General features: G+C 60.3%; 21 protein-coding genes, 1 tRNA gene and 2 pseudogenes. 7 read left to right on the top strand and 17 right to left on the bottom strand.

Annotation, left to right across the window (positions count from 1 at the left end; all coding sequences use genetic code 11):
• Positions 1 to 33 precede the first annotated feature (33 nt).
• Both BLW62_RS10180 and BLW62_RS10175 read right to left on the bottom strand, forming a co-directional pair.
• A complete protein-coding gene (locus BLW62_RS10180; RefSeq protein WP_090506942.1) occupies positions 34 to 1,431 on the bottom strand; it encodes a sulfatase family protein in 1,398 nt (465 codons plus the stop codon).
• Between the two features lie 181 nt (positions 1,432 to 1,612).
• Positions 1,613 to 2,056, bottom strand: coding sequence for a pyridoxamine 5'-phosphate oxidase family protein (locus BLW62_RS10175; protein ID WP_090506941.1), 444 nt, complete (start codon positions 2,054 to 2,056; stop codon positions 1,613 to 1,615).
• 231 nt (positions 2,057 to 2,287) lie between these two features.
• Here BLW62_RS10175 and BLW62_RS10170 point away from each other — a divergent pair, with 231 nt between their 5' ends.
• On the top strand, positions 2,288 to 3,169 hold the full coding sequence (locus BLW62_RS10170; RefSeq protein WP_090507568.1) for a universal stress protein: 882 nt from the start codon (positions 2,288 to 2,290) through the stop codon (positions 3,167 to 3,169).
• Between the two features lie 3 nt (positions 3,170 to 3,172).
• On the opposite strand, the pseudogene BLW62_RS10165 reads toward BLW62_RS10170, so the two are convergent.
• Positions 3,173 to 3,567, bottom strand: a pseudogene (locus tag BLW62_RS10165) (DUF2267 domain-containing protein).
• A gap of 222 nt (positions 3,568 to 3,789) precedes the next feature.
• On the opposite strand from BLW62_RS10165, the gene BLW62_RS10160 reads away from it, so the two are divergent.
• Entirely contained in the window at positions 3,790 to 4,281 is a 492-nt protein-coding gene (locus BLW62_RS10160) for a pyridoxamine 5'-phosphate oxidase family protein (RefSeq protein WP_090506940.1), read from the top strand.
• Positions 4,282 to 4,482: 201 nt separating this feature from the next.
• Here the strand turns inward: BLW62_RS10160 and BLW62_RS10155 are convergent, their stop codons facing one another.
• The gene (locus BLW62_RS10155) at positions 4,483 to 7,299 is read right to left on the bottom strand and encodes a cation-translocating P-type ATPase (RefSeq protein ID WP_090506939.1); all 2,817 of its coding nucleotides are present in this window, start codon (positions 7,297 to 7,299) and stop codon (positions 4,483 to 4,485) included.
• Positions 7,300 to 7,918: 619 nt separating this feature from the next.
• Between BLW62_RS10155 and BLW62_RS10145 the strand changes: the two genes are divergently transcribed.
• The 3 genes from BLW62_RS10145 (at position 7,919) to BLW62_RS10140 (ending at position 9,195) form a co-directional block, all read left to right on the top strand.
• Positions 7,919 to 8,341 carry a CBS domain-containing protein gene (locus BLW62_RS10145; RefSeq protein WP_090506937.1) on the top strand — a complete coding sequence of 141 codons (423 nt, stop codon included), beginning with the start codon at positions 7,919 to 7,921 and terminating at the stop codon, positions 8,339 to 8,341.
• Positions 8,342 to 8,401: 60 nt separating this feature from the next.
• Complete coding sequence (locus tag BLW62_RS18700) at positions 8,402 to 8,539, top strand: hypothetical protein (RefSeq protein ID WP_175459729.1); 138 nt, start codon at positions 8,402 to 8,404, stop codon at positions 8,537 to 8,539.
• A 164-nt stretch (positions 8,540 to 8,703) separates the two neighbouring features.
• Positions 8,704 to 9,195: a universal stress protein gene (locus BLW62_RS10140; protein WP_090506936.1), complete on the top strand. Its 492-nt coding sequence runs from the start codon at positions 8,704 to 8,706 to the stop codon at positions 9,193 to 9,195.
• A 98-nt stretch (positions 9,196 to 9,293) separates the two neighbouring features.
• On the opposite strand, the gene BLW62_RS10135 is transcribed toward BLW62_RS10140, so the two are convergent.
• The 5 genes and pseudogenes from BLW62_RS10135 to BLW62_RS10115 form a co-directional block, all read right to left on the bottom strand.
• The gene (locus tag BLW62_RS10135; protein ID WP_090506935.1) at positions 9,294 to 10,508 is read right to left on the bottom strand and encodes a phosphoglycerate kinase; all 1,215 of its coding nucleotides are present in this window, start codon (positions 10,506 to 10,508) and stop codon (positions 9,294 to 9,296) included.
• Between the two features lie 47 nt (positions 10,509 to 10,555).
• Positions 10,556 to 11,623, bottom strand: a complete 1,068-nt coding sequence (gene gap, locus BLW62_RS10130) for a type I glyceraldehyde-3-phosphate dehydrogenase (protein ID WP_090506934.1) — start codon at positions 11,621 to 11,623, stop codon at positions 10,556 to 10,558.
• 95 nt (positions 11,624 to 11,718) lie between these two features.
• Positions 11,719 to 11,853, bottom strand: a pseudogene (locus BLW62_RS19010) (IS6 family transposase); the annotation flags it as partial.
• A gap of 489 nt (positions 11,854 to 12,342) precedes the next feature.
• A tRNA-Glu gene (locus BLW62_RS10120) sits at positions 12,343 to 12,417 on the bottom strand.
• Positions 12,418 to 12,573: 156 nt separating this feature from the next.
• Positions 12,574 to 13,866 carry a helix-turn-helix transcriptional regulator gene (locus BLW62_RS10115; RefSeq protein WP_090506933.1) on the bottom strand — a complete coding sequence of 431 codons (1,293 nt, stop codon included), beginning with the start codon at positions 13,864 to 13,866 and terminating at the stop codon, positions 12,574 to 12,576.
• A gap of 211 nt (positions 13,867 to 14,077) precedes the next feature.
• Here BLW62_RS10115 and BLW62_RS10110 point away from each other — a divergent pair, with 211 nt between their 5' ends.
• Positions 14,078 to 14,656, top strand: coding sequence for an MBL fold metallo-hydrolase (locus BLW62_RS10110; protein WP_090507567.1), 579 nt, complete (start codon positions 14,078 to 14,080; stop codon positions 14,654 to 14,656).
• A 23-nt stretch (positions 14,657 to 14,679) separates the two neighbouring features.
• On the opposite strand, the gene BLW62_RS10105 is transcribed toward BLW62_RS10110, so the two are convergent.
• On the bottom strand, positions 14,680 to 15,525 hold the full coding sequence (locus BLW62_RS10105) for an ATPase (protein ID WP_090506932.1): 846 nt from the start codon (positions 15,523 to 15,525) through the stop codon (positions 14,680 to 14,682).
• Positions 15,522 to 15,824 carry a DUF5827 family protein gene (locus BLW62_RS10100; protein ID WP_076582470.1) on the bottom strand — a complete coding sequence of 101 codons (303 nt, stop codon included), beginning with the start codon at positions 15,822 to 15,824 and terminating at the stop codon, positions 15,522 to 15,524. Before BLW62_RS10100 ends, BLW62_RS10105 begins: the two co-directional genes overlap by 4 nt.
• Before the next feature lie 196 nt (positions 15,825 to 16,020).
• Here BLW62_RS10100 and BLW62_RS10095 point away from each other — a divergent pair, with 196 nt between their 5' ends.
• Positions 16,021 to 17,847 carry a histidine kinase N-terminal 7TM domain-containing protein gene (locus tag BLW62_RS10095; RefSeq protein ID WP_090506931.1) on the top strand — a complete coding sequence of 609 codons (1,827 nt, stop codon included), beginning with the start codon at positions 16,021 to 16,023 and terminating at the stop codon, positions 17,845 to 17,847.
• A 74-nt stretch (positions 17,848 to 17,921) separates the two neighbouring features.
• Here BLW62_RS10095 and sod read toward each other — a convergent pair whose 3' ends face one another.
• The 6 genes from sod to rpl7ae all read right to left on the bottom strand — a co-directional run bounded on the left by sod (position 17,922) and on the right by rpl7ae (position 20,891).
• Complete coding sequence (sod, locus tag BLW62_RS10090; RefSeq protein WP_090506930.1) at positions 17,922 to 18,524, bottom strand: superoxide dismutase; 603 nt, start codon at positions 18,522 to 18,524, stop codon at positions 17,922 to 17,924.
• A gap of 175 nt (positions 18,525 to 18,699) precedes the next feature.
• Entirely contained in the window at positions 18,700 to 19,119 is a 420-nt protein-coding gene (locus tag BLW62_RS10085) for a DUF7344 domain-containing protein (RefSeq protein ID WP_090506929.1), read from the bottom strand.
• Between the two features lie 295 nt (positions 19,120 to 19,414).
• The gene (gene ndk / locus BLW62_RS10080) at positions 19,415 to 19,879 is read right to left on the bottom strand and encodes a nucleoside-diphosphate kinase (protein ID WP_090506928.1); all 465 of its coding nucleotides are present in this window, start codon (positions 19,877 to 19,879) and stop codon (positions 19,415 to 19,417) included.
• The gene (locus BLW62_RS10075) at positions 19,876 to 20,289 is read right to left on the bottom strand and encodes a 50S ribosomal protein L24e (RefSeq protein WP_090506927.1); all 414 of its coding nucleotides are present in this window, start codon (positions 20,287 to 20,289) and stop codon (positions 19,876 to 19,878) included. Before BLW62_RS10075 ends, ndk begins: the two co-directional genes overlap by 4 nt.
• Before the next feature lie 3 nt (positions 20,290 to 20,292).
• The gene (locus tag BLW62_RS10070; protein ID WP_006064297.1) at positions 20,293 to 20,517 is read right to left on the bottom strand and encodes a 30S ribosomal protein S28e; all 225 of its coding nucleotides are present in this window, start codon (positions 20,515 to 20,517) and stop codon (positions 20,293 to 20,295) included.
• Positions 20,518 to 20,528: 11 nt separating this feature from the next.
• Positions 20,529 to 20,891, bottom strand: coding sequence for a 50S ribosomal protein L7Ae (gene rpl7ae, locus BLW62_RS10065; protein WP_090506926.1), 363 nt, complete (start codon positions 20,889 to 20,891; stop codon positions 20,529 to 20,531).
• Positions 20,892 to 21,028 lie beyond the last annotated feature (137 nt).

The raw sequence follows: 21,028 nt of genomic DNA, 5'->3' as shown, positions 1-21,028 counted from the left end.
CCGGTCACGCACCGATACTCGAGTCGACATCGACTACGACGACTCGTGTGGCCACGATTGAATCTCGTCGTAGTCGCCCGGCAGGACGGGTCCCTCGAGGAGCGGATCGTCAGTGTCGTCCATCCACTCGTACAGTTCTCGAGAGAGTTCCTGCCGGACGTCCTGATAGCGGGGTTCGTAGACGACGTTGTCGTCTTCCTGGGGCGCATCGCGGAGGTCGTACAACTCCTCGTACCGACGCAGCGGAACACCATCTGTTTCACGAACCTCGCGGCCGGATTCGCTCGCGAACACGTCGGCGGGCAGGTAGACGGTCGGGAGGTGCCAGAAGCTTCGTATGTACTTGTATCGATCAGTTCGGATGGCCCGGACCGGGTTGTACATATCGTGCCAGGTCATCTCGGCGAAGATTCGGTCGCGTTCCGTATAGGCGTCCCCAGGGTCAGCGGAGGTGCCCTCACTCTCAGTTGGGGTGTCCCCACGGTCGGAGATCAGTCCGGCGACGCTCCGCCCGTCGACCCTATCGGGAATCTCGACATCGGCGAGATCGAGGACCGTCGGCAAGACGTCGACGTTGCTGACGAGTTCGTCGTACCGTTCGTCGGCGTCGATGACACCTGGGTACCGCATCACGAGCGCGGCCTCGATTCCCGCGTCGTAGCACGTTCCCTTCGCACGCGGGAACGCGATCCCGTGTTCGGTCGTCACGAGGACGAGCGTGTCATCCTCCAGCCCGTTCTCGGCTAACGCATCGAGAATCGCCCCAACGCCTGCGTCGAACGCGTACATCATTCCGTGCATTTCTCCGAGATCGTGACGAAGGCCCCGTCTATCGGGCAGGTACGGAAGCGGACGGACGTCGTCTGGATCGTCGGCCTCGTAATACTCGGCGTCGAACCCGAATCGCCCGTCGTCTTCTTCGGCCCGATGGCACTCGAAGAAGCCGATCGACGCGAAAAAGGGTTCCTCGTACTCCGAGGCGTCCAAGAACGACGAGACGACCGACGCCACGTTACGGGCCCGATTCGCCTGATGGACCGCCGGCGAGACGCCCGGGTAGAGGTTGCCTTCGGAGTGGACGCGATCGTACTCGAGACGATCCGTATTTTGGGTAATGTGCTGGAGTCCGAACAGGTGCGTCTCGTAGCCAGCGTCGCTGAGGTACTGCGGGAGGATCCGCTCGTCGTCGTGGAGTTCCCAATCGCCGTGGGCGAGTCCCATGAGGCCGTTGACGTGTGGGGCGCGCCCGGTCATGAGGCTCCCGCGACTGGGCGAGCACTGTGGTGCGGTCGCGAAGTGGCGTTCGAACAGCGCCCCGTCGGCTGCGAGTGTGTCGACGTTCGGCGTTTCGATATCGACGCCGTAACAGCCCAGATACCGGCCGATATCGTGTCCGTGAATCACGAGAACGTTTGGTCGCGACGAATCCATGTCTCCGAAGAACCAGGGCCCGAGGAATAACTATTGACGAATTGATCGCCAGATGGGCACGTATACGACGGCGTTACTGGTCTGAGCGCCCGAGAAACGAGCGATTACGTCTGACTCGGGGACGAGGACAGTTGTACCAACACCACGCTGGCTCTGCACTCGTCGAGGCGAACGGTGTGAGTCATTCGGGGACACTCTTTCGACCCGACAGCGTCTCGGGAGCGAGTCGAAAATCCCGAAACTCGAGTTCCTCGCGCGGTCGGTCGAAGATGTCAACTGTCGGAATGTCGATCGCCCACATCCCCTGTACGGCGACCGATTCGTACGGCATGTCGGCCAGTTCCTCGAGGGTGCCGGTTGCGACGACGCTTCGCCACCCGTCGTCCGTTTCGGCGTGCACGACGAACGACACCGGGTTGTCGACGACGTCGGTCTTGGACGATCCGGGGGGAAACGAGAGGCGAAAGTAGAAGGCCTCGTCATCGGCGTAGTATCCGTATGAGACGGGAAGTGACGCCGGCGGATCGTCTCGGTCGGTTGCAAACGAGAGAACGCCGGTCCCGCCGTTGCTCAGAAACTCGTTTCGCTCGTCTTCGGTCAGATTCGTCCAGCGAAGCCCCGGCATCCTGACTTGCTACGACTCCAACGACGAAAAAACCACAAGGGGACATCGCAGGGGTCGAGGTGCCGACCGAAGACGACATCGAGGACAGTAATCCTGTATTGAGATACGTGACGTGGCGAGACACCAACCGTTACCATTGACTGTACGAGATAGTATCGAGGTGTCTTTATCGGCATTCCCATGGAAGCTCGATCGGGCGGAAACTCGCCACCGATTCGTTCGCACGCATCCATGCCACAACACGTCCTCGTTCCGATCGATGGATCGGATCACGCCGACGCCGGACTGGAGTATTGCTTCGCGTCGTTTCCAGATGCAACACTGACTGCGCTGTACGTCGTCGATCCCACGCACGATCACGAGACAACCGTCGGATCACAACTCACGTCGAGAGAACACGCTGAGGATCGCGGTGAGCGCGTTCTCGAGCGGGCTGTGACACGCGCTGACGACCACGGCCGAGAAATAGAGACCATTCTCAAAACCGGGACTCCACACACAGAAATCCTCTCGCTCGCAACCGACGACGTTGACCACATCGTTCTGGGAAGCCACGGCGAATCGCCGATCACGAACCCGTTTCTCGGCCGCGTGAGCGAGGCCGTTGTCCGACGGACGCCGGTTTCGACCACGATCGTTCCCGAGACGATGGCGACCGTTCGTGACCGCGAGCTCCCCGGCGACGTGTTGATCCCGGTCGACGGGTCGCCACAGGCCGACGCCGCACTCGCGTACGCACTCGAGACATTTCCGGAGGGGTCCCACACCGTCTTTCACGCGCTGTCGCTGCCGTTCGACGGTCCTCGGTCAGCGGTAACCGGAACGTATCTCGAAGCGGTCGTGGACGACCGAGAAGAGCGCGCAGAGGAGATACTCGAGTCGGCAACCGACGTGGCCGACGAACGGGAACTGGCCGTCGAGACGGAAATCGCGGACGGGACGCCGGCGCAGTCGATCGTCGAGTACGCCGAACGAAACGATTGCGACCAGATCGTGATGGGAAGCCACGGCCGCTCGCTCGGGGCGCGACTGCTTGGCTCGGTCGCGGAACGCGTCGCTCGCCGATCCGCGCGTACCGTGACGCTCGTCCAGGGCGATCTGACGGCCGCGTAACCCTCACTGGTCCGCTTCCGGTTCGTCGACCAGTTCGAACAGCGGATCGAAGCCCTCGGGAAGCTGATTATCCGCCTTCTCGATGTTACCGGGCGGAACCACGTCGGCGCGATAGCGACGATCTGTTGGGCGTGGTAGTTGGCGTCGGAGCGATCGACGTTCGCGCGGTCCGCGACGCGATCGAGAAACTCCTGATAGTCGAATCGCTGTCCGTGTTCGGCTTCGGTCAGGTACCGATCGATCTCCATCGGAAGCGGGCTCGCGAGGTCGGACGCTTCACCTTCGTGTAGCCGTTCGCCGAGCGTCGTCAACACCGCTCGAGTCGCCCGGACGGCCTGTCCGAACTGTGCGAATTCGAGCCTGTGTTGAACCTGGCCGATGAACTCCTTGGAATTCATAATCAGTGGCGTTGGCGTCTCCACTCGAGCGATCGACGTGGTGATGGTGATTCCAGCGACTCCGATATCCACTCCATCGACTCGAGCGTGACACGCTATCGTCTCGACCACGCAGCCACATACATTCGGATGGGCACACCGGAGACGAGTCGAGCCTCGAGTTGCGACGAGCGGGGGGTGGTGTGAGGATTATGCCTTCTGGGAACATAATACACGGCACAAATGACAGTCGACGAACTCACCGAATACGGGATGGAACGAATGGACGACGACGACATCGTACGTTTCCTTTCGACGCACAGCCTCGGGGTTCTCGGTCTCCCGGCCGAGGAGACGCCGTATCTGATCCCGATGTCGTACGGGTTCGACGGAGAGTCGCGGCTCTACTTCGGGTACGTCGTGGGATCTCAAAGCCGAAAGGCGGATCTCTCCGAGCAGACGGACACCGCGACGTTTCTCGTCTACAGTGCGGAGACGATGTTTCACTGGCGAAGCGTTCTCATGACCGGAACGCTACGGGAACTCCCGCCCGATGAGACCTCGAAAGCAACAGCGGTCGAAGGACCGATGTGGCGTCCCGAACTCCTCGAGACGGTAAGTGAAACGAGGGGGAATCACTATTACGAGTTGCAAATCGAGGAGTGGACGGGCCTTCGACACGCGATCGAACCGCCGGCGTTTACCCAGCGCTCGAGTCGAGATCAGCCGGAGTGAGACGAAAGCCCCGTGGGATCTCTTCGGCCCGTCACTGCCGTGCGGCCGAGAGTACGGGCGCCGCGAGCGGATTGGTCGGGGATTCGACTCGCGAAAGTTCACGTCTCCTTCCCGCCTGCGACGACGTCTTCCTGTCTCCTGGGGTGCCTTCAGTTGTGGTCGGACAGCCGGCACTGTCAGTTGTCGTCCAGATAAGCCGTATCAGTACCGGTCGAAGTAGCGGTCCTGGACCTTTACGAATCCTGCCATCAGTAGCGCGAAAACGCCCGCAGCGACGGCGATCTGTATCCAGTGAACGACGGCGAGCGGTTCGACATCGAACAGTAACTGGCCGGTCGACGTGTAGAGGACGAGCAACTGGAGTGTCACGGCAACGACCACCGCGATCACGAGCCACCGATTCGTGAAGATGCCGAGCCCGTACCGGTAGCGGATCGCCTGAATGCGGACGATCTCGAAAACGACGAATCCAGTGAACACCATCGTCTGGGCGAGTTCGCGGCTCGGTTCGTAGCCGGGGCTCCAGCCGACGATTGCGCCCAGCACGTCGTATCCCGGCACGAGTTCACCGTAGAAGTTGAGCGTAAAGAGCGGCAACAGACAGATCGTCATGAAGGCAGCGATGCCGACGACCGACGTGACGATCCGGTCTGTGATAACACCTTCCTCCGGCGGCCGCGGATCCCTGTCCATGATGTCTTTCGCAGGGGGGTCGACGCCCATCGAGAGTGCAGGAATGCCGTCGGTGACGACGTTGATGAACAGGATCTGGATCGGCGTGATGACGAGTCCGAAGCCGAGCATCGACCCGGTGAAGACCATCGTCACCTCGCCGCCGTTTCCCGACAGCAGGTAGTTGACGAACTTCCGGACGTTGTCGAAGATGCGCCGCCCGCCCCTGACCGCGTCCCGAATGGTCGCGAAGTTGTCGTCCAGCAAGACGATATCCGACGCCTGTTCGGTGACGTCGGTCCCGCGAATCCCCATCGCGACACCGACGTCGGCGTTTTTCACCGCCGGCGCGTCGTTGACGCCGTCGCCGGTCATCGCGACCGTGTGCTCCTTTGCCTGGAGCGTCTGCAGGATCCGCGTCTTGTGCTCCGGCGACGTCCGCGCGAAGATGTCGACGTCCTCGACGACCTCCGCGAGTCGGTCGTCGCTCATCTCCTCGAGTTCGGGACCCGAGATCACTGTCGTCGAGCGGAGGCCGATCTCCTCGCCCACCGCTCGCGCGGTGACGGCGTTGTCGCCGGTGATCATCACGACGTCGATCCCAGCGTCAAGACAGCCCGCGAGCGCGTCAGTGACTTCGGGTCGCGGCGGATCGAGCATCCCTTGCAGGCCGAGAAAGACCATCCGGCGCTCGACGGTCTCGTCGGGACGCTCCGTCTGGTCGTCGGGGACGTCGGGCCGGAAGGCGAACCCCATCACGCGCAGGGCGTCTTCGGCGAAGTCTTCATTTCGAGCCTCGATCTCGTCGCGACGTTCGTCCGTGAGCTCGACGAGTTCGCCGTCGACGAGTTCACGATCACAGCGCTCGAGGACGGTCTCGGGTGCACCCTTCGTGTAGGCGACGGGGCCGCCGTCGGGCGTCTCGTGGACGGTCGTCATCCGTTTTCGAGCGGACGTGAACTCGACCTCGCCGAGGCGGGGGTACTCCGCGGCGAGGTCCTCGTGGTCGAATCCGGCCTTCTGGGCGGCGACGAACAGCGCGATTTCGGTTGGATCGCCGAGGTACGTCCGTTCTCCCTCTTCAGCGCCAGTGGCGGCCACAGCCCCCGTCCCGTCACCGGCTGCGTCGCGTTCACGGGTCCCGAGATCGACGTTGTTACAGAGCATCCCACAGCGCAACACCTCGGCGATCCGCTGTCCGTCTACGGGCTCGCCGTCGTACCGGAACTCCCCGTCGGTGTCGTAGCCGGTGCCGGTGAGTTCGTAGACCTCGCGGTTGGCGGCGGCCCGTTGAACCGTCATCTCCTCTTCGGTGAGCGTCCCCGTTTTGTCGGTGCAGATGACGTCGACCGAGCCCAGCGCCTCGACGATCGGCAGCCGGCGGACGAGGGCGTTCTGCTCGGCCATCCGGCGCGCGCCGAGCGCGAGCGAGAGCGTGACGACTGCCGGCAATCCTTCGGGAACAGCGGAGACGGCGATGCCAACCGCCGTCAGGAACACCTGTAGCGGCTCGGTCTCGCCGACGACGAGTTCCGCGATTGCGATCACCGCGACCGCAACGATGACGACGCCGGCGATGATCTTCCCCAGACGATCCATCTCGGATTGAAACGGCGTATCTCGCTCCTCGGCTTCCTCGAGAGCCGTCGCGATCTGGCCGATCTCGGACGCTGGGCCGGTCTCGACGACGACCGCCACCCCGGAGCCTCGCTGGACAACCGTATCCTTGTAGATGGTGTTCTCCCGTTCGGCCAGCGATGTCTCCTCGTCGACCCGACCGACCTCCTTCGAGACACCGACGCTCTCCCCAGTCAGCGCCGCTTCGTCGACGCTCAAATTCGACTCCTCGACGAGGCGTGCGTCGGCAGGAACGATATCGCCCGACTCGACGAAGATCACGTCACCGGGGACGAGTTTCGTCGCATCGACCTCTCGTTTCTCACCGTCACGTCTGACGAGCGCGTAGGTCGTCGCCATCGCCTGCAGCGCTCGGATGCTCTGCTCGGCTCGATAATCCTGGACGAAGCCGAACAGCGTGATCAAGACCACGATCCCCGCGATAACGGCCGCGTCGATCGTGTGGCCAACGGCGGCCATCACGATCGCAGCGGCGATTAGCACCCAGATCAGCGCCGACGAGTACTGTTCGACGAGAATCCGCAGCGGCGACGTTCCCGCTTTCGCTTCGATCTCGTTCGGCCCCTCGCGCTCGAGTCGTTCACTGGCCTGGGCGGCTGTTAGCCCCTCCTCGGACGTCTCCAATTCCGCGTAGACGTCCTCGAGTGGCCGCGAATGCCAGTCCCGGTCAATGTCCGATGTGATTCGCTCGGTGTCTGCTCGTGACACAGATTTGCTGTCGAGAGAGTCGTTTCGTATTCGTTCCCCGGTCGCCGATACGTGGGACTTACCTATCGTTCGTCACGCGAGACGACGGCGACCCACTCCACGGCGTCTCGAACCCGTTCGAAGCGAACGGTTCACAGAGAGATGAGTTGGAGCAAACGCCAAGTGGCGCGTTGACGATGCCAGTGGTCTGAACGCACATGCGACGGCCCTACGACGATTTGGCAGTTAATACCCCAGTTAACGAGTGTGCTAATTGATTGGTCACTGGTCACGACCCATCGCGTATCGGGAATTCGACTGAGACGAACCATATCGTCGATTTCCGCCGTAGAACGGGGCGAGACGGTCAAACCAGAGAGCCGAATCGACCAATCGTACAGTGCGCCCGGGTCTTGGTCGTCGTCAGGTGAAGTGCGGAGCGAACGCGGTCTCGTCGGATTTCTGCTCGACGGTTGTTGCACCCATCGCCCGAGACGCGCAGCCAGCCCACCATTTCGTTTCGGCACGCTCGGCGCTTGCCGCTTGGCCACTACGAAGTGGTCAGCGAGCGCGAGGATACGGATTGAGAACAAACGCCCCCCGGTATTATACGAACTGCCGTCGGACGGACACCCGGACTATGCCAATAGATAACCTTGCCCGCAGTGACGTCGTCACGGCAACCCCCGATACGTCGATCCAGGAACTCGCGACGACGATGGACGACGAGAGTGTCGGTAGCGTCGTCATTGCCGACGGCGACGAGCCGGTCGGCATCGTCACAGATCGCGACCTCACGCTCAGAGTAATCGGTGAGGGCCAGAGTCCCGATGACGTCACCGCCGAGGACGTGATGTCGACGGAGCTGTGCACCGTCGAGCACGATGCCGGCTTCTATCAGGCGACGGAACTGATGAGTGAGCACGGCGTCCGTCGGCTGCCGGTCACCGACGGCAACGGGCAACTGAACGGGATCATCACGACCGACGACCTCAACGAACTGCTCGCCGACGAACACCAACAACTCGCGAACGTCGTGCAGGCACAGCGACCGCCGTACTGATCGGTCTCGAGCCCGCCCGCACCAGCGCCAAATTCCGGGACCGGACTCGCATCCGAACCCGTGTCGATTCACCCTCGACGTTTCTACGACGCGACGTTCCGCAACCCGCCGGTTCCGACGGCCGATACACGGGTGGCGGGGGCGGCAGTCGTCTATCACGGGACGCTCGCCGCGCTCGCGTTTGCCGCGTTCTTCTGATCGACGCTCGGCGTCCTCCGGCACGCGGATCGAGAGAGCGAAGCCCCGGCGTCCATTCGAACGCACCGCGATTCGAGTAGCCGACGGCGAACTCGAGGACTCGAGATCGCGTCACGCCCGGGGCACCCCTCGAAACTATTGGGATCGGCGTCGGAACGTGGGGTATGGCATTCGTCGTCCCGTTCGACGGCTCGGAACTGGCCGAAGCGGCCCTCGTCAGGGCGACCGAATACGGCGACGCGCTCGACGAGGACGTCGTGGCCGTAACGGTGGTTCCGGAGCGAAAGCGCTACGCACGCGAGAAGGGCTGGATCGAGGGGGACGAGGCGCTCGAGGTCGACGCGATCGCCACTCAGTTGCGCGATCAAGTCGAGCGTCTCGCTCCCGCGGCGTCGTTCGAGTACGAACGCATCCGAGAGTTTCCACCGGAGTCCCAACTCGCCGGACACATCGAGCGCCTCGTCGAGGAGTACGATCCGAGCGTCGTCTTCCTCGGCAGCGAGAACGTCGGGCGCGTGGTCACCCCCCTGACGAGCGTCGGCGTCCACGTCGCCGCCGACCGTTCCTACGACATGTTCGTCGTCCGACACCCCACACCGCCGGCCGTCGACGCCGTCGAACCGCACGCGGAGTTCTACGACGAGGACGCGACGTGACGAACGCCTGCGAATTGGTGTCGTTCGTCGTCGGGCGGCCGAAACTGCGTGTGAAACGTATCAACGAGTAATCCAGTAGGAGGCTCAGAGCTGACACGTCACCCTCGAGAGCCGCGCTCGAGCGCGTCAATTCCCGCGAGGGACTCGCCCGTCAGGGCGCGGACGTATGCACCACCGGCGATCGAAACGCGCGTAAAATCGTCCTCGTCGAGATCGTACAGTTCGATCGAGTGAGCCGTATCGCCACCGCCGACAACCGATACGCAGTCGGCGTCCGCAATCGCCGAGAGTATTTCGACGGTGCCGTCGGCGAAGCGTTCGTCCTCGAAGACGCCCACACCACCTTTGACGTAGACTGCTTCGGAGTCCGCGATGCGTTCGGTGTAGCGATCGATCGTCTCCGAACCGATATCGAGATACGAGGTCTGCTTCTCGATACCCGCTACTGCGGTTTCCGCTCGATCTCCGTCGGCTTCGTACGCGAGATCGGTCGGGAGCATCACCTCGGTGGCGTCCGTCTCGAGCGAGTCTCTGATCGTCTCGCTGTGAGCCTCCCACTGGTGGTCGAACAGTTCCGTCCCGTCGACGTCGTAGCCCAGATCGTATCCGTCGGCACGCAAGAACAGTTCGCCGATGACGCCGCCCAGACAGAAGTGATCGACGATGTCCGCGAGTCGCTCGATAACAGGGATAGTGTCCTCGGCTTTCGTTCCACCGAGAATCATCGTCACGGGGCCGTCGAACGCTCGTTCCCGGATAGCGGTGTTTGCCCGGTACTCCTGTTCCATCACGCGCCCCGCGTAGGCGCCTACGACGAGTGGAAAACCAACGATCGACGCGTGCGAGCGATGTGCCGTCGCGTACGCGTCGTTTACGTACGCGTCGAACTCCGACGAAAGCGTTCGTACCAGTTCCGTCTCAGCCTTTATCTCCGGCTCTTCTTCGGGCAGTTCACCCTCGCACATTCGCACGTTTTCGAGGAAGAGCACGTCGCTACGCTCGAGGCTCTCGATCGCCAGCAGAGCCTCGTCACCATACGTATCGGCGACGAATTCGACGGGGCGATCCAGGTGGTCGGCGAGGATTTCGGCGTGTTGCTCGAGAGAGACGAACGTGTCCCGTCCCGGTCGCCCCTGGTGGGCGAGCACGGCGATCGCGTGGTCGTCTGCACGGAGTTCCCGAATCGTCTCGGCGTGGCGAGCGAACCGCCGGTCGTCCTGTACGACGCCGTCTTCGACAGGGGCGTTGACGTCGATGCGGACCAAGAGCCGTTGTCCAGGTTCGAGGTCATCGATGGTCTGAAAGGATGTCATGAGTGTTCGTATCGAACGTCGTCGAATCCGTTTGTGAGCCCGCTACGTCAGTGGACGGTGGTCTCCGTGGCATCGATAGTATCAGTTTCCGCGGCGACGTAGCGTGCGAGATCCAGCATCTGCGTCGAGAAACCGTACTCGTTATCGTACCAGGCGAGCACCTTGACGATGTCGTTGGCGACGACCATCGCGGACTCCAGGTCGACGTAAGAGGCGAATGGGAGTCCGACGATGTCTCTGGAGACGATTTCGTCGTCGGTGTAGCCTAAGACACCCGCGAGACCGTCATCGGCTGCACTACGGATGGCCTCGAGGAGTTCGTCTCGGGTAATATCGGCGTCGACGTTGACGGTGATGTCCGTAATCGATCCGTTGGGCACCGGAACTCGCATCGCCATCCCATCGAGTTTGCCCTCGAGGTCTGGGAGAATTTTGATAGTGGAGTTCGCGGCGCCGGTCGTCGTCGGCACGATGTTCTCGGCGGCTGCGCGTCCACGGCGTCGCTTGTCCATCGGGCCGTCGACCAGTCCCTGGCTCCCGGTGTAGGCGTGGACGGTCATGAGGACGCCCGAGACGATGCCGAACTCCTCGTCGAGTATCTGCAGGACCGGCGCGACGGAGTTCGTGGTGCACGAGGCATTCGAGAGGACGGCTTCGCCTTCGTACTCCTCGTGATTGACGCCGTAGACGAACATCGGGATGTGCTTCTCGCCCTTCGGCGGGGCCGAGATGATCACCCTGTCGGCACCGGCGTCTAGGTGCTGGGCAGCCTCATCGTAGGTGCGGAACAAACCTGTTGCCTCGAATGCGACATCAACATCGAGGTCATCCCACGGAAGTTTTGCGGGGTCGCGCTCGGAGAGTAACTGCACCTCGTGGCCGCTAACGTAGAGTCTGTCGCCCTCCCGGGAGACGCCGGGCAATCGCCCGTGAACCGAATCGTACCGGAACAGATACTCCATATCGTCGTCGTCCATCACGTCGTTGACAGCGACGACGTCGATCGCATCCTCCGTCAACGATGCACGCAGAATGCTCCGTCCGACTCGTCCGAACCCGTTGAGTCCAATTCGAATCGACTCAGTTAATTCGTCACTGGCGGAATTCACACCCATGGTCGAGCGGGCCACCGCTAGTGAGTTATTTGTTTGCCCTGAAACGATGATCGTGTTCAGATAAGCTGATTCCATGCGAGGGCGAATGATTTGAATTACTGACCGGCAGCTTCTGCGTAAGCGTTGGTGAAGCAGTTTGAAAATGAGGGATTCTGCCGTTTTGCCTCTCGAAAGATACGTTCGACGCTATTCTGATTTTCATGTCGTTCGTATATGATACCGAGACCATGCTACCGGAAGACATCGTTCAGCGTCTGATTTCTGGCTCCCACTTGTCTGCACCGCGTTGATGATACCGCCACTTGTAAAGCATCATCAGGGCCTTGCGACACGAATTCTTGTGCGCGTTTGACTTCCCTCTCAAACGTTAACAACCGGTCTAGACAGTGTTCTCGCTCGCTCGAGTAGTCGAGGTACTGTCGTTCGTTCAGTACCTTTTCGGTTGGACCAGAGATAAGCGTGATCCGATCGAGGGGTCGGTTGCCTGATCGGCGTCTTTCATTGCCTGCCCTCCGAGGCGGGAACCTGGATGAGTGCCCCCGATTTCGACAACCGCAAGACGGCGGTCGATTTTTTCCGTGAACCGCATTGCCTCACGAGAAACCCGGATTGCAAGACTTCGTCGGGGTTGATGCACCATTCGAGCCACATTACCCGTGAACAGACGGTTACCGATGGTTAGTTCACGGCGAAAACCACAAGAAGGCGGCGGGGGAGGATGCTCCGTCAGGGATTCGAACCCTGGTCATTGCCGTGAGAGGGCAATATGATTGGCCGGACTACACCAACGGAGCCCGTTTACACTGTGCTCGCTTCGTTCTACGACGGGTCAACGGCCGCCTCGTCACCGAAGCAAGTACACTCATTCGTTACGCGGTGGACAGTTTAAGGATTCCGTTTCGAAGCGCCACTGTCCGGCACTGTCACAGATACGAGCGCTGACAGGTGCGTTACTCTTCGAAGGGTGACTTCGTCGCCTCTGGTTCGAACCCTTCGAGACTGATGATGTTCTCTCGACCGACACGGAGTTTGCTAATCGCACCGTCGTCTTCCATCTCCGAGAGAAGCATGCTCACTTTGGATTTCGACCAGCCAGTTTCGTCGACGATGTCGACTTGCTTCATCCGGCCGCCGTTTTCGCGGATGAGTTTCATCACGCGGTCTTCGTCGGTAAGGAACTCGTCGCTGGAGGCCGGTTCCGGGTCGGCCGAGTTGTGACTGGATTGGACGGCCGTCGTCGTCTCAGCTGGTTGTTCCGTCGGTTCTGCTGGTGACTGTTCAGACGCTGGCCTGGTCCCGGGAGGTGGTGACGCGCTATCCCCGTCGTTTCGAGGGAGGCCGTCGCCCTGTCGATAGTACCAGATGGCACCGACACTAACTGCGAGGGCAAAAAGAAGGCCAAGGCCGAGTTCCCACGGTGTCTCCTCGGTATCTATGAGTGCGGAGGTACCGGGGTTGCTTCCGTCACCACCGCTCCCAGACGTGTCAGCATCTTCTGGTGCGAGGACGGCCCGTGGATTGCCATCGAGAAACTGTTGTTCGCCACTCCACTGAACGGCGCTTGCGTTCTCGAGCGAGCTGTGTGAGTGTTCGACTTCGTCGTCGGGTTCGACGTGCTGGAAGACGAGGTCGTCCTCGGCAACGATGACGATCGATTGACTCTGTCCGATGTACATGTTCTCGAAGACGTCGCCGACTTCGACGGTATCGCCGTCGGTTTCGGCGAACGCCTCCCACGTGAAGGACATTTCGACGATACCGCGTTCACCGAAGCTGTCCTCGATCGTTGCAGAGCGTTCGAAGTCCGTTGCGTTCATCTCCCGGTCGGTAGCTTCGTCGCCGCTTTCAGTCATTCGCTCCGCTTGGTCGGTAAAGCGCTCGTACAGGTCGGTTTCCTCGGATTCGAACTCGTCGGCGAACTCCTCGAACGCCTCGCGTTCCTCGGAGTCGTTTTCGTCGAAGTAGTGGACGTGTTGGAACGTCCACGTTGCACTCCCGTCTTCGTGAACGGTGATCTCGAACGTCGTCGTATCGAAGTCTTGAGCCTCGGAGAGCATCGCAGCGGACTCACTCGAGGTGTACTGAGACGGTTGTGTATCCGCTGTCGAAGACGTCGACGCGGATGTGGCGCGGTCATCGACACCGGTATCGGCCATCGCTGCCGGCGCAGCGACGCTCCCCATACTAACGAGAAAGACAGTGACGATGAGCACAACGATGCCAACGGGAGCCGACCGATTCATTCGTCTATCACTACGTGGCGGAGGTAAAAATGCTTGTGAATACGAGAGGGTCACCCGTCCGAACAAGGAAGTCGTCGTCGTTGATAGCTTACTCCCCGATTTTCGACAGTTCGAAGAACGAGCGATTCAGTTCACATCGCCCCACATGAACGGCGGGCGTCTCTCTCGTCGTGTCGATACGCACAAACCACTTCGACGCGTAGCGACCGGCATGATCTCGAACCTCGCACAGGGTGTCCAGGCTTTCACCAGTAACGTCTATCTCGTCGCCGGCGACCGAACGGTCCTCATCGATACGGGAGCGAACTTCGACGTCGTCGAATCGATTCACGAACGCGTCGACGACCTCGACGCGGTCGTGCTAACACATACGCATCGGGATCACGTCGGTAACCTCGAGGCTGTCACGGACGCCTTCGACGTCGACATCTGGGGGTACGATACCGATATCGACGGTGTTGACCACGCAATCGGTGACGAGGAACACGTCACACTCGGCGATTACGAGTACGTTGCCCTCCACACACCGGGGCACAAAAACGACCATCTCTGCTTTTACTCGGCGGATGCTGGCGTCCTCTTTGCAGGGGATCTCGTCTTCCAGAACGGCAGCTTCGGTCGCACCGACCTCGAGGAGGGCGACCGCGAGACACTGATCCAGAGCATCGATCGACTGCTCGAGTGGATCGATGGCGACCTCAAAGCGATGCACACGGGACACGGTCCGAGCGTGACGAACGAACCGGCCGATCACGTCGAACTCTCGGCGCAGATGGCGCGTCGTGCCTGAAACGGAATCAGTCGTCGGGTTGGTCAGTGACTCGAGACGCGATTGGCTGCGGCGAGAAGTTCGTCGTAGGCCGTCTCGTACGCTCGTGCAACCCTGGCCGGAGCGCTTCGAGTGTCACTTCCCAGCGGCGGGAGTCGGATCCGTTCGAGGGGATCGAGCAACTCGAGCACGTCGGGAACACGTTTCTCGAGTGTGCCGTCTTTCGGGCTCGAACTGGCGACCTCACAGGCGCGACAGTACCGATCACCCGGGTAGATTCGCACGCGGCCGGGTTCGACGGCTGCAACGGCACTGATTGCTGCGTGGTCGAGTGACTGGAGTGGTTGCGCGATATCGCTGTAGGACTCGACGACGGCGACGCTGGTCGATTCGATCTCGCGTGCGAGGTCCTCGAACGCGGGGACGTACCGTTGATCGGCAATTTCGTTGAATTCCTCGACAGTCTCGACCGGAACGGCGTCCTCGAGTGGCAGGGACTCGACGACGCGCTCGGGAATCGTCGCCGTTTCATTGTAGACGAACGTCGGATCGTCCTCGGCCCCAGGTCGTCCGATTCGATCGACGAGGAACTCACGGTCCGTCTTTCCGAGTAAACCGGTCCCGTCGTCGGGAGTGGGTCGCCACAGTCGATGGACGGGATTGAGCGATTCCGGTTCCCGACCTCGAGATTCTGCTCGAGCCAGTTTTTGTGCGTCTTTTCCGTAGAGACGCCCCTCGGTGAGGGCACGCTGACAGTCGTCGTGATCGAACCAGTAATCGTTACCCGCGCGTGGCTTGTACCCCACCGCGCCGGTCCGCTCGAGGAGGCCGACAGAGAACGTCGTCTTGCCGGCATCGACTCGATCCGATCCGACGACGAGGAGGATCATTCGGATTCGTCTGTGGCCCCGTCGTCGGTGTCGGTCCCTTTGAGGCCGTAGTAGCCCGGTTCGTCGTCGTTTCGCGGTTCGGCGACGACGAGTTCGTCGGCGTTCGTCATAACCCACGGGATGGCCCAATCGAGGAGAATGTCCTCGGTATTTCGATCGAGGTCGGCATCGACGTCGACCCCCTGAAGGAGTCGGGCAATCTCGTAGACGGTGTACATCTGATCGTCCTCGAGTAGTTCCGCTGGGGTGTAGAAGTCACACGGCGGAAGCTGATCGAATTCCGATTTTGAGACCGGCATAGAAGGACATACTGTCGGCCAACGCCTAAATCGTTCGTTCGACTCTCGTCATACTACAACACCAGCAGTAAACAGACACGGAGTTCTCTTTCGTACCCAACGAACTGTCTCGTCCGGGTGCTGGTCGAAGAAGCGTATTTCAGGGGTCGCAAAAACTGCCACAAGATTTTATACGGTTCGCTATTCACGTAACGTGATGGTTTTCGGCTATAACGTGATGCTGGTGATTTACGCCACTGCGACACTCGTTGGTCTTGTACTCGGTGTCTATCTCCTCCAGTATCGAGACAAGCCAGGCGTCGTCCCGCTGGCTGGCAGTCTGTTCGCCACCGCGTTTTTGTCGGGGCCGGTGTTCGTCGCAACCGCTTCCGATTCGCATCTGCTCTCGTCGCTGATGATCCGGTTGCTGTTCGTTGGTGTCTGTACCAGTGTGTTGTTCATTTTCCTCTTCAGTCTCGAGTACACCGGTCGAGAGCACCTCGTGACGCCCAAAACAGTCGGTCTCCTGTCGATTCACCCGATCGTGGTCGTCGCGCTCGCATTTACAAACCCTGGAAACGTCTTTTTCACAACGTTCGAGTACGACCCAGCCGCACCGGCCGATATTTACTTCGAAACCGGCGTGGCATTCGTTCTTCACACGCTGTACTCGTACCTGCTGTTGGCCTGCGTCACCGCATTGATTCTCGAGTTCCTCTATTCGACACGAGGCCTGTATCGAGGGCAGGCGATCGCACTGTTGGGTGCGACGACGATTCCGTGGTTCGCAAACATGGTGTACGTGTTCGGTCCGGTCTCATACGATACGACGCCGATTGGGTACCTTCTCACAGGGGTGTTATACACGGTTGCAATCGTCCGATACCAGTTCATCGACGTCGCACCGATCGCCCGAAATCGGGTCGTAGATACGGTTTCAGAAGGCGTCTTCGTGATCGACCACGATAACCACCTCATCGACGTCAATCCCGCGGGCCGTGAGATGCTCGCCGTCGATTCTGTCTCCTCGGCTATCGGTCACAGTGTGCAGACGCTCTTCAAAACTGATCCTGCGATCGTCGACATGCTCGAGGAGTTAACGGAGACGCCCGTCGAGTCGACGGCGGAGTTCTCCCTCGAGAATCGTCACTTCGAAATTCAAGCAACACCCATTACGGACGGACGCGACCGCCACGTCGGCTGGTTGATCCTCGTATACGATATTACGACACGAAAACGCCGTGAATCCGAACTCGAGCGACAAAACGAACGGCTCGACCGATTTGCTGACCTCGTCTCTCACGACCTCCGAAACCCCCTTTCTGTTGCCTCGGGGTACCTCGAGATTGCTCGAGATACCGAAGACGAAGCGGATACTGCGGCGTATCTCGACCGGGTCGAACGCTCGCACGAGCGAATGGAAGCGATCGTCGACGACGTGTTGACGCTCGCTCGAGGTGGGGCAACCGTAACTGAACCACAACCCGTCGACGTCGCTGCTCTCGCGAGACGTGCGTGGAACAGCGTCGAAACCGACAACGCGACACTCGAGGTCCACTCGTGTGAGAAGATCGTTGCCGATCCGACACGGTTCCAGCGGTTGTTCGAGAATCTGTTTCGCAACGCAGCCGAACACGGGATAGAGGACGGAGGCTCACACACCCCAGAAACCGGTGTTGCTCACCATTACGCGGATGATCCGTCCAGTGAATCACCGGATACATCGACTGAACTTACGGTTACCGTCGCCCTCGAGGATGGGGGCACTGGGGAACCCGTCCTTACGGTCGAAGACGACGGTCGAGGGATCCCCTCGAGTATTCGCGAACGAATCTTCGAGGAGGGAGTCACCACGGCGGAGACGAACACTGGACTCGGCTTGCGCATCGTCGAGCAACTCGCGCAGGCCCACGGGTGGTCGATCACAGCGGCGACGAGTTCGACGGGTGGGGCGAGATTCGAACTCCGAGGGATCGAACGTGATGAGAGCGGGAGTCGAGAGTCGCCACCTGAATTCACCTCGAGTGGTGAGTCGCGCAAGTAACCACGTTCGTTGCCAGTCGCTGTTGGCTGTCCAATCACGGCGCAAAAAAGAAGCAGGATTGACGTACTCGTCGCTTACTCGAAGTGGTCGAGGCACTTCTGGTACTCGTCTGCGGCCGAGTCCCAGTTGACGACCTCGAAGAAGCCGTCGATGAACTCGCCGCGGTCTGGACCGTAGTCGTAGTAGTAGGAGTGTTCCCAGACGTCCAGTGCGAGGATTGGGTGGGAGCCCCACAGTGCGCCCTGGTCGTGTTTGTCGACCGCGACGTTGCGCAGTTGTTTGGCAACCGGGTCGTAAACGAGCAGTGCCCAGCCACCGGCAGCGCCGGCAGCGGCCTCGAACTCACCTTTCCAGCCTTCGTAGGAGCCAAAGTCTTCTTCGATTCGGTCGGCGAGGTCACCCTCGGGTTCGCCGCCACCGTTTGGCGACATGTTCTCCCAGAACAGGGTGTGGAGGTAGTGTCCACAGCCGTTGTGGGTGACGTTGCCCAGTGCACCGGGCGTCGAGCCGAAGTCGCCCGACTCGCGGTTGTCCGCGAGGGTCTCCTCAGCGGAGTTGAGACCGTTGACGTAGCCCTGGTGGTGGGTATCGTGATGCCAGGTCACGACCTGTTCGGAAATCGATGGCTCGAGTGCGTCGTAGTCGTATGGGAGTGGTGGAAGTTCGTGGTCAGTCATTGGAATTCACCTGTGTATTGTATCAACATCTCGGTTGTTAAGTTTTGAGGAGAGGGACGGTATCATGTCTCATGTCTCGCCCCGATTTCGGTGAACGATTCGCTACCGACGGTACTCACACCACGGGGTTCGAGTTAAAACTTACAACACCCACCAGTGCTGATGAGAGTCTCTCTTAGAGCTGTTCTTTGTGTTTGGCGTGTTCGAGCCACTCTTCGAGTGACGCTTGCGTCCAGTAGCGGACGGTGTCGCTTCGCTGATCGTACTCGAGAATACCGATATCGTCGAGTTTCGGTAGATGAGTGTGTTGAAGTTCCATCCGAATTCGCTGGCGTTGTTCCTGTCGTTCGGACTCAAAATCACTCGAGTTGGCCGTTTCAGTCGTATTATCCCCCGAAGACTGGGCTGTAACCGTGTTTTGAAACGTGGCAATTGCGTCGGTCAGTTCGTCGACAGTTGCAACGCCATCAGCCTGATCGTACAGGTAATAGAGGGCGTACCGGCGACACCTGCTCGAAAGGATGTCGAAGAGGACACTCAGTGACGGCGTCACTTCGGCTGTGAGTTCGGCTGGGCCTTGTTCGGTTTCACGCATTCACGAACCACCTACCCTGTGTTACCATTCGAAACCACCACCAATCGCTACCACTGCCGCCACATTAGATGTTGCGTTTATCTAGAAAAACACATGTGCGAAATATGTAATACGGAGGTCCGACGCTGGTTCGTTTTACCGTCGTTCGTGTGTCACCGGTCAGCGTTCGACCAGTCGACTGTATATCACGTTTCGCCACTCGAGGGAAATCTGTCGGTAGTAGTACTGAGGAAAATTCGCGCACCCTGTTCGCAGAAATACCAGTTCGAGGAACGGTTGGATCGTGACGACGTCGTTACTCGTAGAGCCACTCGGCGTCGTGTTGCTCGTAGTCGATCAGTTCGTCGTCGTCGAAGTGAATCGCGATCTCGCGTTCGTTCGCGCCCTCGTCTTCGTGGTCGGCGGCGTGAACGACGTTTCGACCGAGATCGAGTGCGTAATCACCGCGGATGGTTCCTGGTTGTGCCTCGAGCGGATCGGTCGCACCGATCATCTGGCGAACCTGGCGGGTCGCGTCCTGACCTTCCCAGACCATCGGGACGACGGGACCAGCCGTAATGAACTCGATCAGGTCGTCGAAGAACGGCTTGTCCTCGTGTTCGCTGTAGTGTTCTTTCGCTCGCTCTTCTGGCATGTTGATGACCTTGATGCCGGCGAGTTTGAGACCGCGGTCCTCGAGTCGCGAGACGACGTCGCCAACGATCCCGCGTGCGAACGCATCGGGCTTGATCATCACGAAAGTGCGTTCGTGATCGCTCATTGGTCGTCCTCGTCGCTCGCGTCGTTTTCGTCCGCCGCTTCTTCCGCTTCGTCGGATTCGTCGGCGTCGGTTTCGACGTCAGCGTCACCGTCGTCTTCGGTCTCGTCGACCGATTCGTCACCGGCGGAGACGTCTTCATCTTCGTCCTCGTCTTCGGTCTCGAGGTCCTCGTCTTCGCTCGCCTCGACGACGTCGTCCTCGTCGGCTGGCGTGTCGGCCTGGGCTGGGCCCTTGCCGGCACGACCTTCTTCGGTCCACTCGAGGTCGCGTGGTTCGCGTCCGAGCTTGTAATTTTTCTCTGCCTTCGAGTCGACGAAGTGGAGCACGGTGCCGTCGTTGCGGACGTACATGATGCCCGTGCCGGGCTCGATGTCTTCGCCCGTGTAATCACACGTTCGTTTCTCGACCATTGGTTATTGTCCTCCGATGGAGTCGGCCTCTCGAGCGGTCTCGCGAAGCTGGAGTACGTCCCCTTCGCGGACCGGCCCGAGGCAGTTTCGGGTAATGATTCGTCCCTGATTCTCGCCCTCCTTGATTCGGCATTTGACCTGCATGGCTTCGCCGTGCATGCCGGTCTTGCCGACGATCTCGATGACCTCGGCGGGCGTAGAGCCGCTTTCTTCCTCTTCAGCACTCATCTCTGATCACCTCAGTCGAGGTCCTCGACCTTGTCAGCGATGTCTTCGACGTCGCCCGAAGCCTCTCCAGAGTCGACGATGGCGGCTGCAGCCGAGCCAACCTCGAGGCCGGCGGCGTGACCGACGTCGTCTTGGGTCTCGATGAAGACGACAGGAATGCCCTTCTCGTCTGCGAGTTCTGGCAGGTGCATGACGATTTCTTCCGGGGAGACGTCTTCTGCGACGTAGACGAGGTCGGCGTTGCCGCGCTCGATCGCTTTCGTGGTTTCGTTCGTTCCTTTCTTTACTCGTCCGGTGTCTCGTGCGACCTCGAGGGCCTCGAGAGAGTCCTCGGCGAGGTCGGCTGGGATATCGGTTGTTACGTAAACTGACATTGGTTGTTCACCTCTCCTACACGTGGGCTCTCGCTCCCCTGCCGTCCGGGGCGCTGGACACCCCGTTCCGGAAGCGATTTCCGGCGAAAGTCCTGTGGGGCTAGGAGCATCATCAACCCCGCGTAGGGTGTACTACG

This window comes from Natronorubrum sediminis, from assembly GCF_900108095.1.
In the GTDB taxonomy this organism is placed as follows: domain Archaea; phylum Halobacteriota; class Halobacteria; order Halobacteriales; family Natrialbaceae; genus Natronorubrum; species Natronorubrum sediminis.
Note: the sequence above shows the minus strand (reverse complement) of the source record. Positions and strands in the feature narration are given on the sequence as shown.

Excerpts from the sequence above, each read along its gene's own strand:
- BLW62_RS10095 (WP_090506931.1), top strand. The coding sequence starts at position 16,021 with ATGGTTTTCGGCTATAACGTGATGCTGGTGATTTACGCCACTGCGACA.
- gap (WP_090506934.1), bottom strand. The coding sequence starts at position 11,623 with ATGGGTGTGAATTCCGCCAGTGACGAATTAACTGAGTCGATTCGAATT.
- BLW62_RS10175 (WP_090506941.1), bottom strand. The coding sequence starts at position 2,056 with ATGCCGGGGCTTCGCTGGACGAATCTGACCGAAGACGAGCGAAACGAG.
- BLW62_RS10070 (WP_006064297.1), bottom strand. The coding sequence starts at position 20,517 with ATGAGTGCTGAAGAGGAAGAAAGCGGCTCTACGCCCGCCGAGGTCATC.
- sod (WP_090506930.1), bottom strand. The coding sequence starts at position 18,524 with ATGACTGACCACGAACTTCCACCACTCCCATACGACTACGACGCACTC.
- rpl7ae (WP_090506926.1), bottom strand. The coding sequence starts at position 20,891 with ATGTCAGTTTACGTAACAACCGATATCCCAGCCGACCTCGCCGAGGAC.
- BLW62_RS10180 (WP_090506942.1), bottom strand. The coding sequence starts at position 1,431 with ATGGATTCGTCGCGACCAAACGTTCTCGTGATTCACGGACACGATATC.
- ndk (WP_090506928.1), bottom strand. The coding sequence starts at position 19,879 with ATGAGCGATCACGAACGCACTTTCGTGATGATCAAGCCCGATGCGTTC.
- BLW62_RS10100 (WP_076582470.1), bottom strand. The coding sequence starts at position 15,824 with ATGCCGGTCTCAAAATCGGAATTCGATCAGCTTCCGCCGTGTGACTTC.
- BLW62_RS10160 (WP_090506940.1), top strand. The coding sequence starts at position 3,790 with ATGACAGTCGACGAACTCACCGAATACGGGATGGAACGAATGGACGAC.
- BLW62_RS10075 (WP_090506927.1), bottom strand. The coding sequence starts at position 20,289 with ATGGTCGAGAAACGAACGTGTGATTACACGGGCGAAGACATCGAGCCC.
- BLW62_RS10085 (WP_090506929.1), bottom strand. The coding sequence starts at position 19,119 with ATGCGTGAAACCGAACAAGGCCCAGCCGAACTCACAGCCGAAGTGACG.
- BLW62_RS10135 (WP_090506935.1), bottom strand. The coding sequence starts at position 10,508 with ATGACATCCTTTCAGACCATCGATGACCTCGAACCTGGACAACGGCTC.
- BLW62_RS10170 (WP_090507568.1), top strand. The coding sequence starts at position 2,288 with ATGCCACAACACGTCCTCGTTCCGATCGATGGATCGGATCACGCCGAC.
- BLW62_RS10115 (WP_090506933.1), bottom strand. The coding sequence starts at position 13,866 with ATGAATCGGTCGGCTCCCGTTGGCATCGTTGTGCTCATCGTCACTGTC.
- BLW62_RS10105 (WP_090506932.1), bottom strand. The coding sequence starts at position 15,525 with ATGATCCTCCTCGTCGTCGGATCGGATCGAGTCGATGCCGGCAAGACG.
- BLW62_RS10140 (WP_090506936.1), top strand. The coding sequence starts at position 8,704 with ATGGCATTCGTCGTCCCGTTCGACGGCTCGGAACTGGCCGAAGCGGCC.
- BLW62_RS10145 (WP_090506937.1), top strand. The coding sequence starts at position 7,919 with ATGCCAATAGATAACCTTGCCCGCAGTGACGTCGTCACGGCAACCCCC.
- BLW62_RS10110 (WP_090507567.1), top strand. The coding sequence starts at position 14,078 with ATGATCTCGAACCTCGCACAGGGTGTCCAGGCTTTCACCAGTAACGTC.